The organism is Methylobacillus flagellatus KT (assembly GCF_000013705.1).
Taxonomy (GTDB): domain Bacteria; phylum Pseudomonadota; class Gammaproteobacteria; order Burkholderiales; family Methylophilaceae; genus Methylobacillus; species Methylobacillus flagellatus.
Genome location: NC_007947.1, coordinates 2567370 through 2585480, shown reverse-complemented (window position 1 = coordinate 2585480; position 18111 = coordinate 2567370). Strand labels below are relative to the sequence as shown.

Here is an 18111-nt window from a genome sequence, read left to right as displayed (position 1 = left end):
ATCATGCTACGCCAGGCCGGATTTACCTTGATTGAGTTGGTAGTGACGCTGACCATCGTCAGCATCCTCGCCAGTGCCTTGATCCCGCTTGGTCAATGGAGCGTGAAGCGCCAGCAGGAAGCCGAATTGCGCCAGGCATTGCGTGACATCCGCAGCGCGATCGACGCCTATAAAAAAGCGGTGGAGGAGGGCAAGATCATCGTCAATGCGGATGCATCCGGTTATCCGCCCAACCTCGAAGTGCTGGCCAACGGCGTGCCGGATGCCAGCAGCGAAAAGAAGCGCCTCATCCGTTTCCTGCGCCGCCTGCCGCGCGACCCGATGTTCCCGGACAAAGATGTGCCTGCGCAGGATACTTGGGGCAAGCGCAGCTATGCCAGTCCGCCGGATGCGCCGCAGCCAGGCGCCGATGTGTTTGATGTGTACTCGCTCAGCACCGGCACCGGCCTCAATGGCATTGCCTATCGGGAATGGTGATGAAACGCTCGTTATTTCGCGGATTCACGCTGGTCGAACTGCTGGTGGTCATGGCCATTCTCATGTTGCTCATCACCATTGCAGCCCCGCGCTATTTCAACGGGGTGGAGCGTGCCAAGGAGGCGGCCCTGAAGCAGACGCTTGTCGTGGTGCGCGATGCCATCGACAAATTCCATGCGGACAATGCGCGCTACCCTGACTCACTGGAAGAGCTTGCAGAGCGCAAATATATCCGCGCTGTGCCAGTTGACCCGATCACGGAAAGTAGTGAAACCTGGGAACTGGTTGCCCCGGAAGAAGACATGCCGGGCGGACTGTATGATCTGCGCAGCGGCGCGGAGGGGCAGGCATCCGATGGCTCTCTCTACGCCGAGTGGTAGCATGCAGCGCGGCTTTACCTATATCGGCCTGCTCATGATGATCGCAGTGAGCGGCATCGGCCTTGCCGCCCTCGGCGAAGCCTGGCATACCGCCTCCCAGCGCGAGAAGGAAAAAGAGCTGCTGTTCGCCGGCGACCAGATACAGGCTGCGATCCTGCGCTACTACCAACAGACGCCCAGCCCGATCAAGCAATATCCCGCTAGGCTCGATGACTTGCTGCTGGACAAGCGCGGACCCACGCCGCAGCATCACTTGCGCCGGGTTTATATTGACCCGATGACGGCAAGCAAGGACTGGGGGCTGATCAAGGACCAGGAGCGCATCGTGGGTGTGTACAGCCGCTCCAAGGCCCGCCCGTTCAAGCAGGATGGTTTCGACGAAGCACATCGGGCATTCACCGGGGCGGATAGCTACCAGCGTTGGGAGTTTTCCGCCAAGCAAGGCGCGGAGCAGGGCGGCATCAATGCCAACGCCCGCAGCCCGGCCAATCCCGGCATGCCTTCAGCTTCCCCATCGGCCCCGGCGGCGGCCAACCTACCTGCAGCAGGTGCTGGAGGCATCGCGAAAAAGGCCAATTGAGGAGCGGCATCCGTCATCGCCGCTGTAGTGCACTCGCTAACACGCAGACAGGCGCAAGCGCTTTTGTCGATGGATTTGCGCTGCCCGGGCGCAGCCAGCCGTGGAATTCAAGCCCAACGTCGGCACTTACCCTCTTGGTTTTTAGAGATGGAATTTAATCGGTCTTGCCGCTGATAAGCCGATATGCCTGCAATACCTTGGGCACATAGGCGCGGGTTTCCGCATAGGGCGGGATCACATTGCCATACCGTTTTACCGTGGCCGGACCGGCATTGTAGGCGGCGAGCGCCAGGCTGATGTCACCGTTGAACTCGTGCTGCAGCTGGCTGAGGTAGCGTGCGCCCGCCATGATGTTCTGCCCCGGATCAAGGGCGTTGCTTACTCCCAACTGGCGTGCCGTGGCTGGCATCAATTGCATGAGTCCTGTTGCCCCGCGCGGGGAGACTGCCGAAGCCTGGTAGCCTGATTCCGTCTTGATGACTGCATGCAGCAGGGCGGGGTCAAGCTGGGTAGCATGCGCGGCTGCCGTCACCGCGTCATGGAACGGCATGGTGGCGGAGGTAGTGGCGCGTTGTAGTGGAATAGCTTCGCTGATGCGCCATGTGCAATCCTGGGTGTTCCCCGTGTTGGAAATGCGCATGACATCATCGCTGTCGCCTTGCAGGCAGATATCCGCGCGCGATTCAGGGATCAGCGACAGCCAAGTCCAGAAGGCCAGGACAAATATCAAACCAAGTTTGCTCATGCCAGCTAGCCTGCCGAATCGAGATGACACAACCATGAAAATTGCAAAAACAGGACTAGTTCTTTGGGACTATGACTGGCCGATATATTGTCATGTGGTGTTGCTATAACCTTCAGCTCGTGAACAGGCGTTAAGGATCATGCCAGCCGTCAGGCTGGAAGCAACATGCCTGTTGATATTGAAACAAGAATGCCACTCTGCCTTCACGGGATTGAAACCTGAATCCCCGAGAATGCACATTGGGAGGAAGGCATTGTGCTGCAATTAGAATCAATCGGGGTTATGGACAACTATAACAAGGATCTCACGCCGGATCAGGCGAGTGCCTTTCTGGAAGTGGTCGATGCGTCCTTGCGGATCAAGAAAAAGGCGCAACTTTTTTCATGGCTGCAGGGCCATTTTCAATTTCTGTTACCGCACGAAGTCTTGCTCTGCGGCTTTGCTGTTGGGGTGGGGAGAAATTTCTCTCTTGAGACATTCAGCAGCACGCGCTATGTGACCGATGCGCAGGTCGCAATCGCCATGCATGAAAGAACGGGTGTCGTAATGAAGGCCATCCAGGCTTGGCGGCAGACTTCCCAACCGGTGCTGATTGACCCTTACCTCAAGGATGGCAACTTCGGCAGGTTCACCGTTCCCAAGATCGATCAGGTCAACCTGCAGGAAAGCGAGCTGCGCAATATCGCGGCTTATGGATTATCCTCCGCCGATGGCAGCATTTCTTCTTTCTTCTCCTTTTCGCGCATTTCCGGCGAGCTGAATGCCAGTCATGCCTATATGCTGGAACTGCTGGTGCCTTACCTGCATTCCGTGCTCATGCGTGTGAGCGATGGCGTGTTCAACTTTGGTGACGCAATGGGAGAAGGTGTCAATGCAGGCATCATCACCCCCAGGGAAAAAGAAATCCTGCAATGGGTGCATACCGGCAAGAGTAACTGGGAAATCGCCACCATTCTTGAGATCAGCCCCTTGACCGTCAAGAATCACATGCAGAACATCCTGCGCAAACTCGATGTGCAAAACCGCAGCCATGCGGCCGCCAAAGCCTATCGCCTGGGCTTGATCCGCCACTGAGATTGTACCGTCTCTATCCAGGCAGGCTCGCTCTGTCGCAGAACTTGCCTTGTCCATAACCGCGGCAAGCCAACGAAGGCGAGAAAGTGCTATTCGGTGCCCTGAATATACATATATATAAGTATCAGCGTCGTGCCAGTACATTCCCGTGATGATCATGAAATGTTGCTTACCTGAGTTCCTGTTGGCGGGCGTTGTGAATGACGGGGTATCTCGCGATTCTTGATGTCAGATACAACCCCGTCATCTTGAAAATCTACAGAATGATTGCTATGTGACCGATTAGCTCTGGCATGGCGTATGTCATCAAGCTTGATCTCGGTTTGAGGCTGGGCGCCAAGTCAGGCCATCTGCCCACTTTCATCGCCTGCCGATCTAGTCCTAAAGAACTATATCGGTTCCACACCTACTTCACATTCCATTTCTAAGATGCACTCAGTCGCGAATTTTGAGAAGGCGCAGTTGGGTACGTTAGGTAGTTTGCAGCGTGACGAATGCAGCGACTCAAAGATGTTTCGTTTAGTTTTTTAAGACAATTTTCGGGAGTAATGACATGAATATCAAGATGAAGGCTTTGGTTGTTGCCGCTGTTGCAACAATGAGCATTTCTGGCGCGGCAAATGCGTTTGATAGGGGTGGTGATAGCAGCGTATTTTTGACTCTGCTTGACCGTACAAACAATATTTCTGCGGTTTTTGACCTTGGGCTTAACTACCACACGTTTACGCCAGATGTTATTAATACTTCAGGTGGTTTTAGCTGGGATTTGAGTGCTGGTGAATATGCTGATACATGGAATACGTTCTTTGCAACAGCTGATGCTTCTAGCACCAAGTGGGCTGTTGCTGCATTTGACAATCTTGGTAACAACCGGGTGGCTGGCGAGTTTGGTTTCATTACTACTGTGAGGGATGGAGCTGCGCTTCCAGACCCTATGGTTACTAATGTCATTACACAAGTTACTGGGCCAATGAATAATTATCTCGTTGCTAATGAGCGTAATGGCAATGTTTCAACAAGTGGTCAAGGATATGCTGGCTATGTTTATAGCGGTGAGCATGGCAGTTTGTGGGGTCGTGGTCCTCAAAGCTTGGCTGAATTTGGCGCTGAGCAAAGTCTTGTGCAATACCTGAGTGGGGCTGGTGTGATTGGTCGCGGAAGTGTAGTTCCCTATGATGAAGTTGTTTCTATCCGCTTAGATGCAAATGGCGCTTTGATTTTGGCTGCTGTTCCTGAACCAGAAACTTATGCCTTGTTGTTGGCTGGCCTGGGTCTGGTAGGGGTTGCTGCCCGTCGCCGCAAATCTGCTTAATTGCAGTATTGGCTCCGTCTCACAAGGGCGGGGCTGTCTTCTCTAGTGTTATTCAATAGATATCAATATTGGGAGATTCAAATGCAAGTCAAACAATTAATCCTGGCTGTTGCGGCCACCCTGGCTGCTGGTTCCGTGCTGGCTGCCCCTGTTACACCTGCTGATATTGGCGCTGCCCGCGCTGCCGGCACATTGCAGGAAACCTGGATTTCCGGCGCTTCCGCACCTACCTTCAACATCTACACCGGCTTTGCCTCGGGTTGCGATGCTGATTCTGTTTCCCTGTTCTCCAGCTCCAGCTCCGACACCAATGTGCGTCCAGGCTCCTTGGGCAACTACGCAGCCTATGCCTGTACACGTGGCGGTGTGGTTTCTGTGGTATACCACTCTGTTGCCGATGGTTCCTGGAATGCTTACGCACCTCATATCGATGGCACCCAGTTGCAACGTCTGCGCCGTCTTGACCAAGCCAATTGCCAAGTTGCTACTGGCGCTTTCCCTGGCCATGTCAACTACAAGAGCTGCGCGTTGGTGAATCCTGCTGTTAATGCTGATGGTGCAGTGGCCAAGCCTGCTGGTGGTTTCTCTGATGTTGAAGCTTCTTTGTTCGGTTTTGATGTTTCTGCTGCAGGCACTGAAGCTGAAGCCTACGTTGGTCAGACTTTTGGTGTGGCTGTAAGTCTGCCGCTGTATCGTGCCTTGCAACAAGCACAAGGCTTGAACGTAGGTAGCGATGATCCAGCTGATGCGCCAAATATCTCTTCTGCGCAATATGCTTCCATTATTGCTCGTAACGCTGGATATCAAGCTGATTGGTCCCCAATTCTGGGTGATGCAGGTGCAGGTCAGACAGTCTATTTGGAGCGCCGCGTCTCGACTTCCGGTACGCAAGCTAGTTCCAATGCACATTTCCTGAAGAATCCTTGCTCCGCAGGTGCCTTGGCAAGCTTGGAGCCAGCTGGTGCTGAAGATTCTACAGGTACTTTTGTGGTGACTGAGCACAGTGGCTCTGGCAATGTCAAGTCCACCTTGACGAGTCGTGGTAGCCGTGGTGAGTTCGCTATCGGTGTGTTGTCCATGGAAAACAACTGGCGTACTGACAGTGCTTCCAACCAGGGTTATCGCTATGTGAAGCTGGACGGCGTACATCCTGAAGGCGGTACTTTCGACGGCAATGGCAACGGTATTGCTGATGGTGTTGAGTTCGCTCGTGAAACTGCTATCAACGGTGATTACCCATTCCATATCGAACTGCGTTCCTTCGTTGCCAATACGGCGGATGCGTTTGGTGCTCAGCTGATTCCTGAAATCACTGCTGCATTGGGTAGCCCAGCCAATTGTGCTGACGTGCCACGCGGCCTGACCCTGAATCCGCTGGGTGGTTCTGCCTGCGGCAGCGCTCAAGTTGAGGGCGAACTGCAAGTGACTGCCAAGGGTACCCGCTTCGGCAACAACTGCGCAGCACAGCAATTGTTCTTCTAAAAAGCTGGCAATAACAAGGGTGTGAACCCGTTGTAATACCTAGGCACTTTCCTGTGAAAACAGGAAAGTGCTTTTTACTCTGTATTTCGTCATGGGTGTGTCATATCAGCTTCATATGATAGGCGCGCTCGGTGTATGCGGATGCAGGACATGCAAGCCGAGAGCGGCTAATAAAACATGGGGTCTGCTGGTGGTTGCTTGTTTTATTAGCCATTTTCCATTTGTGACATTCCAGGAAAGTATCAAGCGTGCGTTTATTTTTGTTGTGTATCGCCGGGTTGCTGTATTTCTTGCCCGTGCCAGGGTTCGCGGCTGATGATGAAGTCCCGGGCGAGGATGCGCCTGCAGAGTCTGTGGAGGAGCAGCCCCAGTTCGACATCATGGAGTTCAGCGTTAGCGGGAACACGGTATTGCCTGCAGGCAAGATTGAGCAGGCGGTGTATCCCTTCCTGGGTGAAGGCAAGACGATTGATGATGTTGAGCGCGCGCGGGCCGCGTTGGAAAAGGCATTTCATGATGCAGGCTATCTGACGGTATTTGTCAACACGCCTGAGCAGGAGGTGAATGACAAGGTCGTCAGGCTGGAGGTGCTGGAAGGCAAGGTGGAGAAATTGCGCGTGGTCGGCTCGCGCTATTACTCCCTGGGCGCGATCAAGTCCAGGGTGCCTGAGCTGGCAGAGGGCAAGGTGCCGCATTTTCCCAATGTGCAACGCCAGTTGGCGGGCTTGAACATGCAGCCCGACAGGCAGGTGGCGCCGATCATGCGTCCGGGGAAGACGCCTGGAAAGGTGGAGGTGGATCTCAAGGTGCAGGACAAGCTGCCCTTTCATGCCAACCTCGAGCTGAACAACCGCTATATGGCGAATACCACGCATACCCGTCTCGCTGGATCGGTGCGCTATGACAACCTCTGGCAGAAGGATCACAGCCTGTCCATGAGTTTCCAGGTCACGCCGGAGCGGTTTGACGAAACCCGGGTACTGTCGCTCAACTACATGATCCCTACCGGAACGGGGAATTACTGGGCGTTGTATGGCGTGGTTTCGCGCAGCAATGTGAATGTGCTCAGCGGCATCGGGGGTCTGAATGTCGTCGGTAACGGGGAAATTGCCGGGTTGCGCTATATCAAGCCATTGCCGGCACCATTGTTGTCCGGGTATTTCCATAACCTGAGCCTGGGGGTGGACTACAAGAATTTTGATGAATTCATCGGCCTCAACGGCACTGAAGTGGACAGCATGCCCATCCATTATCTGCCGTTCTATCTGGGGTATGACGCCACCATGCAATCCAAGGTCACCACGACCCAGCTCAATCTGGGAGTGACCTTTGCGATTCGCGACTTGATGTCGGATGAAGAAGCATTCTTCCAGAAAAAGAATGAGCTATTCACTGAAAGCAGCTTTGCCCACCTGCGCGGTGATCTCAAGCATACCTACCGCATGCCACGGGACTGGCAGCTGCTGGGGCGGATTTCCGGCCAGGCTTCGACCGGGCAGCTGATTTCGAATGAGCAGTTTTTCCTCGGGGGAGTGGATTCCGTGCGAGGTTACTACGAAGCGACCTCTGTCGGGGATAAAGGCTTGTTTGGCGTGGCGGAATTGCGTACCCCGTCGCTCGCTAATTGGTTGGGCATGAGTACGGGTGAGCTATATGCCTCCGTGTTTTACAGTGCGGGCTATACGGCGGTTTTTCATCCTGGGCCGAGGGAGCGCGAGCGTTTGAATCTTTCCTCCGTCGGCTTCGGCATGCAATTGAAGAAGTGGCATGGCATTTACGCCAACATGGATCTGGCGTGGGCATTGAGGGAAACGAAAGGCAAGGAAGGCACGGATGGTTTTATCGACAAGGGAGACTCCCTGCTGCACTTCCGTCTTGGCTACGACTGGTAGCCCAAAGTTTAGGAGTTCGTGATGAATAAAGGTCTATTTCGTCTGGTATTCAGCAAGCGCTTGGGGATGTACGTGCCAGCGCCGGAAGTGGCAGTCGTGCATTCCGGGGGAGGAGCCTCATCCGCCAGGGCCCGGCGCCGCGCCTTGCTGGCACTGATCGCATCGATAGCTGCCGGGCATGCATCTGCCGACATCATTCCTCTGCCGCAGTCAGGGTTGCAGGTGAGCAATATCGTATGGAGCAATGCCGCGATTACCGCTGCCAGCCCGACGGTGACCACCATCCAGCAATATGCGCCGCAGGCGATTGCCAACTGGCAAAAATTCAACCTGGCGCGCGATCATACCTTGAACATCGAGGGCCAGTTATCCAACTGGGGCATGCTGCACCGGATTTACGATAACGATCCCAGCATCATTGCCGGCACCATCAATGCTGCAGGCACCAACTATTTCCTCAACAACAATGGCATTGTGTTTGCCGAGGGCGCCCAGATCAATATGGGGTCTGTCTGGGCCATGACGGCGAGCAACATGACGGATGATCTCTTCAGGCAGGGCTTCATCAATAATCTCGCCGGAGAAGCGACCTTCATCGGCATGAGCGGTTTCGTCAAGGTCGAGGCCGGTGCGCACCTCAATGCCGCCACCGGTGGCAAAGTGGTGCTGCTGGCCAAGAATGTGGAAAACAATGGGCTGATCACCACGCCTGAAGGACAGACGATCCTGGCGGCCGGTGAGAAGGTCTATCTCAAGTCGACGACGGATCTGGCCGGCATGCTGGTGGAAGTCGACAGCGGCGGCACGGCGACCAATCTGGGGGAGATTATTGCCGAGCGTGGCAATGCCAGCCTGGTTGGGTTGGCAGTGAACCAAATGGGCAGGATCAAGGCAAGCACTTCCGTACGGGCCAATGGCTCAATTCATTTGCTGGCCCGCGATTCAGTACGCGCCTCTGATGGCGTCGCCCAACGGTTTGGCAAGGTGACGCTGGGTGAAGGAAGTGTTACGGAAGTCACTGTCGAGGATAAAAATCCCGAGGAAATCGGCAACACGGTAGTGTTGAAACCCTCGACAGTGACGGCGGAGGGACGCCTGGTTGACGTGAAGGGCACCATCAATGCCAAGGGCGGTGTCGTCAACCTGAGCGCCAAGCGGGGTACCGAAAATGCCACGGCGACGATGCCGGTCCGGGTGTTTCTGGATGATACGGCGCGCATTGATGTCTCGGGCGTGGATGCCAAGGCGGCCATGTCCAAGAATCAGCTGGAAATCCGGCTTTACTCGGAAGAGCTGAAAGATACGCCCATGCTCAAAGGGGGCCCTTTGCTCGGCGATTATATTTATGTCGATGCGCGTAAAGGCACCGATCTCTTCGATATCCAGCCATATCTTGATACACGAACACAGACCATTGCCGAACGCATGAGCGCAGGTGGCACGGTGAACATCAGTTCCGCAGGCGATGTGATCACCAAGCAGGGCTCTGTCATCGACGTATCCGGTGGCGTGATTGATTATGCGGCTGGTGCCGTCAAGGAAAGCACCCTGGTCTATCAGGGCAGGATTGTGCCTATTTCCCAGGCCAGGCGTGATACGCCCTATCAAAGAATTGGCAACCAGGTGACAGTGACTGATCGTAAATCAGGCATGTCCCGCACCTTTATCCTTGACCAGGGGACAAATGGCAATTTCCAGCAGGCATACCGTCAGGGCGGCGATGCTGGCACGATCAATGTGACCAGTACTGGTGGCAGTCCAGTCATCGACGGCACCATGGTCGCCAATACCCGGCATGACATTACCCAGCGTGCCCAATTGCCCGATGGTGGCAAGTTCAACCTCATGACAGGTGATCAGGCCCTGACCGTGGTGGATGATGCAGGCAATGTTAGCGCAACCTTCTCTGCAGATACCGCCAATACGCAGCAGGCACAGATTGATACAAGTATGCTGGCCAATGGCTTCAACCATGTGAAGTTTGAAAGCCAGGGCAAATTGAACGTGGATGCGGCCATCACGACCGCAGCCAATGGTTCGGTTGGACTCAAGGGCAGGAATGTCGATATCAACCGCAGCATCATGACCCCAGGCGGTAACATTACTGTCGAGACCCAGACCAGCACTGATCAAGTCAATGTCAGGGATGATGTTGTGCTGAGTACGGCTGGCACGTGGGCGAATGACATTCCTGGCATACAAGGCGCTTTCACGATGCCTGTTGCCTTGAATGGTGGCCATGTCAGCCTCACCGGGGGTACTGTTGCATTCGGTGAACGTACGCTGATCGATACAAGCGCAGGGGCGTGGCTGGATGGCCAGGGAACCTGGCATCAGGGTAACGGTGGCAATATCACTCTGGCTGGCGGCAGCGAGCTCAACAGGCCGGCGAACATGCGTGCCTATGGATTCACCAGGGGAGGGGAGCTCAGCCTGTCGACGGGGCGTGATATCCATGTGGGAGGGCAGAATCCGGGCGATGGCTCATTCTGGCTATCGGAGTCTTTCTTCGAGCAGGGCGGTTTTTCATCCTACACCATCAAGACGACCGGCAATAACAGTGAGTTTGTTGTCGGCGACGCAACGGGCAGGGCCAGCGTCATTCATCCCAAGATGCAGACCCTGCAGCAAGTCAGCGGGTTTGCCGGTCGTGCGTCCGCCAACAGCATTCAAGAAGCTGGTGTGGCAACGCCGGTAATGATGGCGGAAGGGTTGCGTGCTCCGGCGACGGTGAAGTTTTCGGCTTTTGGCGATGATAATGCGGTGGGTAGCCTGACAGTATTGGAAAACACAACGATCAGGACGGATATCCCCGATATCAACGGCAATGTAGGCAGTATCACCCTGGATGCAGGCAAGCAGCTGACTATGCTCGGCAGCCTGATCACGCCTGCGGGTAAGGTGAAGCTGGACCTGCTCGGCGCAGTGGATGCATCACCGTACGATAGTAGCCAGAGCATCTGGCTAGGTGAACACTCGGTGATCAATGTAGCAGGCTATTATTTACGCCCTCCCAGCTACACTTATACCGGCAGCCTATTGCAGGCGCGCGTATTTGACGGTGGCAGCGTCCATATCAATACCGGTGAAGGCCAGAGTCAGTCCGCAGGCAAGGGCTTCGTCATCGCCCAGGAAGGCAGCGTCATCGATGTTTCCGGGACCTCTGGCCAGGTGGATGTGACTACTGGCGACAGATGGGGCTACCATACCTCCACCCTCTATGGGGCGGCAGGGGATATTGAGATTCGCGCCAGGGAAGGGATGGCGCTTGATGGCAGCCTGGTCGGGAGTGCGCAGGGCACCGGTGAACGGGGCACGCTGTCGGTGGGCCTGATCGGGGACTTGACACCTTCTTCACAGAGTCCGGCTCCCCCTACCGGTGAGCGGGTACTGACAGTCACTACAGGTAAGCAAGTACAGGCATCGGGACTGTCCGCGGGGGATAGCCTGGCGGCATTCGAGGGCAAGGCACAGATTTCCACCGAACAGATCAATGCAGGCCAGTTCGATCATGTCAGCCTGCGCAGCACCACCGATGGCAGGGCGCCAAGTGCCAATCAACATGACCGTATTGATCTTGAATCGGGCGTCAACCTGGTGGCAAGGCAGACCCTGGCGCTGACCGCGCCGCGCATCAATGTGCTGGATGACGGCCAGGTGTCGCTGAATGCCTCACACGTGACGTTTTCTGCGCCCCTCATCAGCAATGACATGGTGGCAGGACAAGGATTGCTGCAGGTCAATGCCGATTGGATAGACCTGAATGGGTCGCCCAATATCTCTGGGGTGAACAGAACCGAGCTGAACAGCCGGCTGGATATCCGTATGCGCGGGTTGACGGCCGATAATCATGGCTCGTTCCGCACGCCTGGTGAATTGCAGATGACGGCACGCCAGATTTACCCGGTGACCAATAGCGCCTTCACTGTGGAGGCCACTGGTCCTGGCAGTCATATCGAAGTGAAATCAAGCGGGATGGCCCCCAAGGCCGTATTCAGCGCTGGTGGCAAGCTGACGCTCAAGGCCGAGAATATTCAGCAGGATGGGGTGATACGTGCGCCATTGGGCGAAATCGAGCTGCAGGCTGAAGATACCCTGACCATCGGTGAGAACAGCCTGACCTCGACATCGGCAGAAGGCTTGTCTATCCCTTATGGCTATACCGCCGATGGAGGCAATAGCTGGCGCTTCCCCAACAATGTCAACCTGGGCAAGACGCCCATGGAAAAAAGCATTGTCATGACGGGCAGGACGGTAGACCAGAAGCAGGGCGCGGTGGTTGATCTGTCCGGCAATGGCGATACCTTTGCCTATGAGTTTATTCCCGGCTTAGGCGGCTCCACCGACATCCTCAAGAACAAGGCCGGCGTATTTGCCATACTGCCTTCATTGCAGGGGGAATATGCACCGTTTGACTATGATTATTACCAGTACGCCAATACGGATGCGGGGTATGCTCCCAAGGTCGGTCAATCCATTTACATTGCAGGTGGAAAAGGCCTGGCTGCCGGCTTCTATACCTTGTTGCCTGCCCGCTATGCCTTGCTGGAAGGGGCTTTCATGGTGGAAGTCGATCATTCGATCCAGCCTGGCCCCATGATAAACAACCTGCTTGATGGCACGACATTGAGTGCCGGTTATTTCACGGATGTGAATGGCTTCAGCCGTGACGCCTACTGGACAACATTCAAGGTGACCGACGGTGCAGTGTTCAGGAATCCGGAAGCCTCCGGTATCAAGGTGCCGGCTGAATACATGATCACCAGCGGCAATGACTATTTCACCCGCCAGGCGATCAGCAATGGCACGGCCATTCCGAGGTTGGCGACAGACGCTGGCCAGCTGGTATTGAATGCCAGCGAGCGGCTTAACCTGCAGGCCACCCTGAAGACCGATGCCAGCAAGGGACGTGGCGCCATGGTGGATATTGTTTCCGAGAATATCAAAGTGGTTTCCACTGTGGGTGACGACGATGGCAGCCTGCAACTCACGGCAGAGTCGCTCAATGCCCTGAATGCCGAGAGCATTTTGTTGGGGGGGCGCCGCAGCCAGGGGGCAGAAGCAACGGAAATCGATACCGTTGCGAAAAATGTGACATTCTCCAATAGCGGCAGCGGATTGAGTGTGGATGAGCTGATTGCCACGGCCGCTGAAAAAGTGGCCGTCGATGCTGACGCCTCCATCAGTACGAATGCCACCGAAGCCGCGGGTGAAAACATGCTCCGGGTCAAGGGGGATGGCGCTTTGCTCGCTGTGTCGGGCAAACATGACCTGGTCTATGATCGTGTCAATACCACCAGCAATCCTGTCACAGGCATTCTGGATATTGCAGATGGCAGTGTGGTGAGTGCTCACAATTCCCTGGTCCTGGATGCCACCAGGGAAGCCGATATTGCCGGATCAGTCACCATCGTTCCCCAAGATGACGGCTCCCTCAATGGTAGCGTAACCCTGGGGGCCAACAATATCCTGATCGGCGATGCCGATCCATCGGTCAGCGGCATGCGTGTTGACGACCAGTTGTTGAGCAGTTTCGGCAGTTTGTCCAAGGTGACGCTAAACAGCCAGCAGGATGTCAACCTGTATGGGGATGTGAGCCTGGGGAACGAGGCGCTGGATGTGACCATCAACGCGGGAGGGATCGTAGGGCACGAAGTCAATGGCAGTGCCGATGCCACACTGACAGCTGCCAGCCTGACCTTGAAGAACTCCGCTGGTGCGGTTTCTGCGCCGGTTACCCAGACTTCTGGCAGCCAGCTGACGGTGAACGCTGACAGTATCCATATTGAGGGTAAAGGGGAAAGCGGACCGACTGGTGCGGGTAATTTCGCGTTGGCCGGTTACGACCAGATTGCCTTGAATAGCACTTCAGATATCGTGTTTTCCGGTGCTGGCACCTTGAATAGCACTGCGCAGCAGACCACCTTGACCAGCCAACGCGTGACGGCAGCTACGGGCACAGATTATGCCGTATTAGCCAATCACGGTAGCCTCACGACGCAAGGCAACGGTAATACAGCTGAGCAGGCGAGCTCCGGCCTGGGCGGCAAGCTCAGCCTCACAGCAGCCTCCATGGTGCTTGGAGGCAGCATGGAATTGTTATCTGGCCAGTTGAATGCCAGGGCCACGACAGGTGACCTGAATATTGCGAGCGATGCCAATATCAATGCAGGCTCCGCAGCCGTTGCTTTTGACAAATATACCGCGCATACCCCGGGCGGAACGGTGAGCTTGCAGGCGGACCAGGCCGATATCCATGTCATGGATGGAGCCACGATTAATGTGGGCGGCGGTGAGGGTGGCAATGCAGGTACAGTCAGGATGACTGCCGTCAATGGCAGCGTAAATGTTGCCGAGGGCACGCTGCAAGGCGCGGCTGCCGAGGGCAAGACTGCAGGTCATTTTGTGTTGGACAGCAGGCAGCTTGCTGATTTCTCTGCGTTGAATTCAGCCTTGAATGCAGGTGGTTTCAATGCGTCGCGTAATCTGCGCATACGCTCGGGCGATGTGACGATTGCGCAAGCCGATAGCGTCAACGCCCAGAAGTTCGTACTGAGCGCTGACGACGGTAGTGTCAATATTCTCGGCACCGTCAACGCCAGTGGCAAGGATGGCGGCAATGTACAGATTTATGCCAAAAATGACCTGACCCTGAATGCAGGTAGTCAGGTACTGGTCAAGGGCGATGCGGAAAATGGCAAGGGCGGCAAGGTGCTGCTTGCATCCGATAGTGGAATAATCAGCGCCGCTAATGGCGCCCTGGTGGATGTCGGCGGCAGCGAGCGCGGACAGGTCAACATGCGGGCCGCCCGCGACGGTGTGGCCGGCCTCAAGGTCGATCACAATGCGACCTCTGCTGTCGCTGGCGCTGACAAGATATTGCTGGAATCCGTGCAAATCATCAGTCCTGCCAGCGGCACCCTGAATGCGGCTACACTGAATTCGATCCGATCCGATACCAATCAGTTCTATGCCAGCGCGGCTTCATCTTCTGCTGCATATCAGAATAGCAGCGACGGTGTTGCCGCAATTGTCGCGCCGCACACAGAGCTGCGCGTAGACGGTAATACGAGTTTGTCCAATGATTGGAACCTGAGGGATCTTTCGCAAGGACGCGATGGTGCGCTTACGATACGCAGCACTGGCAACCTGCAACTCAACGGCAGTCTCAGTGACGGTTTCTCCACCGCTTTGGCCAACACCGGCGCGTTGCAGGCAGGAGATTCCTGGAGCATCAATCTGGTGTCTGGCGCTGACCTGAATGCAGTGAATACCCTGGAAACCATTGCCGGCACTGGCAACATGACATTGGCGAACAACAAGCTGGTGCGGACTGGTACCGGAGATATCAATATTGCCACTGGCGGTAATTTCACGCTCAATAATGCGGGTTCGGTAGTCTATACGGCAGGCCGGGCAGCAGATGCGCTGGCTGGGTTCAATGGGCCCAATGCAGGCGCCGGTAATGCGGCAACGCAATATCTGACGGGAGGCGGGGATATCAGCATTGCCGCACAAGGCGATATCACGGGTGCACTGTTGAATGCCAGCGGCGTCCAGCAGATTCCCAACAACTGGATATTCCGGCAAGGTGGTGGAGTCAACAATCTGCCGACCAGCTGGTGGCTGCGTACTGACCTTTTCCAGCAGGGAGTAGCCGCATTTGGTGGTGGCAATGTGGATGTCAGTGCTGGTGGACATGTGACGAATTTCTCGGTGTCGGTGCCAACGACAGGACGTTATGTCAGCGAGGATAGCTATCGGGTGGATGGCGGTGGAGACATCAGGGTCGCAGCAGGGGGGGATATCAATAATGGCGTGTATTACGCAGGACGCGGGCATATTGACTTGAATGCTGGCGGCTCGGTCAATAAGGCCGGAAATACCATCGGTACGACGCTTGCGCTGCAGGATGCGACAGCCTCGGTATCCGCAGTGCGGGATGTTTACCTGGAAGCCGTATTCAATCCGACCCTGTTCGCCCAGACGGCATCGAATACCACGATCCCGGCATTGGGGACAGCGAACTCACCAGCGAATTCACACACTGGTACCAGTGCTTATTTCAATACCTATTCTGCGCAGGCAGGGATAGATGTGATGGCATTGATCGGTAATGTCCGGTTCGGCAATACGGACACTGCTTCCAATACTATTACTGACAAACTGAGCAAAGGGGCAGGCAACTTGCTGATGAACCAAAGCATCATGGCCAGTAAGTCCAGCCTGGGTTATCTGCCAGGCAGCGTGCAGGCGACTGCTTTTGAAGGTGACATCAATGCCACTACGCTCAAGCTCATGCCTTCTTCCCAAGGCAACCTGAGCTTGCTTGCCGGCAGAAATGTCAGTGCCAATACCATCATGATGTCGGATGCCGATATGACCCAGTTGCCCGGGGTGTTCAATCCCATGCGCAACCCTAACGTCGAGACCAATGTGATTGGACGTCTGAATAATTTCATCATGACCAATCATGCCGCCAATCCGGTGCATGCCAACAATCGCAAGGAGGCAGCGATTGTGGCGAGAAACGGATCCATTAGTTTCAGGAACAATGATGGTAGCGATGGCACCATCAATGTGAATTTGCCAAAAGCGGCCTCCATCATTGCCGGGCAGGACATCGTCAATCTGAACATCCACGAAATGTCGATTGACGCGGTGAGTGGGATTCAAGGCCAGATACAGCATACGGATCCCTCCGACCTGACCGTAATCAAGGCTGGCCGCGATCTGAAGTATACGACTGGCAATACCTCTGGCATGCAGCTGGCGGGTCCGGGTAACTTCATGATACAGGCCGGGCGTCATCTCGACCTCGGCGCGGGCAGTGGGATCAACAGTGTGGCGAATACGGTGAATTCCTTCCTGCCTGAGACGGGGGCATCGCTCACCGTGCTGGCCGGCGTAGGGCAAGGGCCGCATGTCTCGACCTATATCAAGACTTATATTGATCCGCAAGGCAGCGGACCGTCGGTACTGGCCGAGGATGCCACAGGCATGGCAGCCTACCGGGCCAGCACCGCCAAGGCGGTCGCGGAATACATGCGTGAATTGAGCGGTGATGTGAATCTTTCCGAGGAGGACGCCATGACACAGTACCTGGCGCTGGATCAGGACAGGCAGGCAGTGTTCGCTTTCCGCCATTACTCTTCGGAGTTGCTGGCTTCGGGCGAGGCGGATGCTGCCTTGATGGCATCGGGAGAAGACATCAGTGGTATTCAAAGACACAAGCGTGGGGATGATGCAGTGGCTACCTTGTTCCCGCGTCAGTCAGATAACGATTACTTTGGCGACCTGACCCTGTTTGACAGCCGGATACGCACAGCCAGGGATGGCAGCATTGATATCCTGGTGCCTGGAGGCATGGTAAATGCAGGGGTGCCGGGCCGTGCTGTCACGGCTGGGAATGGCATCGTCACAGAAAGTGGTGGCGCCATTCGTGCGTTTGCCGAGACCGATTTCCAGGTCAACCAGTCTAGGGTGATGACGCAGTTCGGCAGCGATATTACAGTGTGGGTCAACAATGGCAATATCGATGCGGGCAAGGGATCACGCAGTGTGGTCGCCGTGCCTGAGGCTGAAATCTTTACCGACAAATATGGCAATACTACGCTGCGCATCAAGGGTGCAGGGTCTGGTAGTGGTATTCAAGCAGGTACATATGATCCAGATGGGCCTTCTGGTCCGCTGTCAGCGCCAGAGTTAGGCACTGTTGCATTGATGGCGCCAAGAGGCGTGCTTGATGCCGGAGAGGCTGGGATTTTGGGGGGACGAGTACTGGCTGTGGCTCCTCAAATTGTAAATGCCGGGAATATAGTTGGAACGACTACAGTGGGCGTCCCCATCGCCACCACAGGCACACTGGCTGGTACGGTAAGTGGTGCCTCCAATGTCGCTTCTGCTACAACGGCTTCGCTTGATGGCCTGATGAATCTGCCGCAGGATTTCAACGTCAGGGATTTCATGCCTTCATTCGTGACGGTCGAGATTCTGGGGTTGGGCAATATCTTCAGGTAACGCAGTTGTTGCATCGGTACCCAGCATGGCGACAACCGTCTTTAGGCTCGTTATGATGACCTGAATGGTGGTGTTGCCGTGCGATGCTGGGCTGGGAATCCGGTCTTGAGGAGCGGAGCTACTGCATCCAGGAATAAGCTTAGTACGAT

Annotated in this window: 9 protein-coding genes; 8 read left to right on the top strand and 1 reads right to left on the bottom strand. The window is 55.5% G+C overall.

Features of this window, described 5'->3' with window-relative positions:
• Positions 1-3: 3 nt before the first annotated feature.
• Genes MFLA_RS12320 through MFLA_RS12310 form a run of 3 tightly spaced genes read left to right on the top strand, consistent with a single transcriptional unit; the run spans position 4 to position 1437 of the window.
• Positions 4-477, top strand: a complete 474-nt coding sequence (locus MFLA_RS12320) for a type II secretion system protein (RefSeq protein WP_011480631.1) — start codon at positions 4-6, stop codon at positions 475-477.
• Positions 477-857 carry a type II secretion system protein gene (locus tag MFLA_RS12315; protein WP_011480630.1) on the top strand — a complete coding sequence of 127 codons (381 nt, stop codon included), beginning with the start codon at positions 477-479 and terminating at the stop codon, positions 855-857. Before MFLA_RS12320 ends, MFLA_RS12315 begins: the two co-directional genes overlap by 1 nt.
• On the top strand, positions 832-1437 hold the full coding sequence (locus MFLA_RS12310; protein ID WP_195742006.1) for a type II secretion system protein: 606 nt from the start codon (positions 832-834) through the stop codon (positions 1435-1437). The genes MFLA_RS12315 and MFLA_RS12310 overlap by 26 nt, the downstream gene beginning before the upstream one ends.
• Before the next feature lie 154 nt (positions 1438-1591).
• On the opposite strand, the gene MFLA_RS12305 is transcribed toward MFLA_RS12310, so the two are convergent.
• Positions 1592-2182: a lytic transglycosylase domain-containing protein gene (locus tag MFLA_RS12305; protein ID WP_052286279.1), complete on the bottom strand. Its 591-nt coding sequence runs from the start codon at positions 2180-2182 to the stop codon at positions 1592-1594.
• A 255-nt stretch (positions 2183-2437) separates the two neighbouring features.
• On the opposite strand from MFLA_RS12305, the gene epsA reads away from it, so the two are divergent.
• The 5 genes from epsA to MFLA_RS12280 all read left to right on the top strand — a co-directional run bounded on the left by epsA (position 2438) and on the right by MFLA_RS12280 (position 17962).
• Positions 2438-3256, top strand: a complete 819-nt coding sequence (epsA, locus tag MFLA_RS12300; protein ID WP_011480627.1) for an XrtB/PEP-CTERM-associated transcriptional regulator EpsA — start codon at positions 2438-2440, stop codon at positions 3254-3256.
• 553 nt (positions 3257-3809) lie between these two features.
• A complete protein-coding gene (locus MFLA_RS12295) occupies positions 3810-4568 on the top strand; it encodes a PEP-CTERM sorting domain-containing protein (protein WP_011480626.1) in 759 nt (252 codons plus the stop codon).
• 81 nt (positions 4569-4649) lie between these two features.
• Positions 4650-6050, top strand: coding sequence for a hypothetical protein (locus tag MFLA_RS12290; RefSeq protein WP_011480625.1), 1401 nt, complete (start codon positions 4650-4652; stop codon positions 6048-6050).
• A gap of 248 nt (positions 6051-6298) precedes the next feature.
• The gene (locus MFLA_RS12285) at positions 6299-7942 is read left to right on the top strand and encodes a ShlB/FhaC/HecB family hemolysin secretion/activation protein (RefSeq protein WP_011480624.1); all 1644 of its coding nucleotides are present in this window, start codon (positions 6299-6301) and stop codon (positions 7940-7942) included.
• 21 nt (positions 7943-7963) lie between these two features.
• Positions 7964-17962, top strand: coding sequence for a filamentous haemagglutinin family protein (locus MFLA_RS12280; protein ID WP_011480623.1), 9999 nt, complete (start codon positions 7964-7966; stop codon positions 17960-17962).
• The last annotated feature ends 149 nt before the right edge of the window (positions 17963-18111 follow it).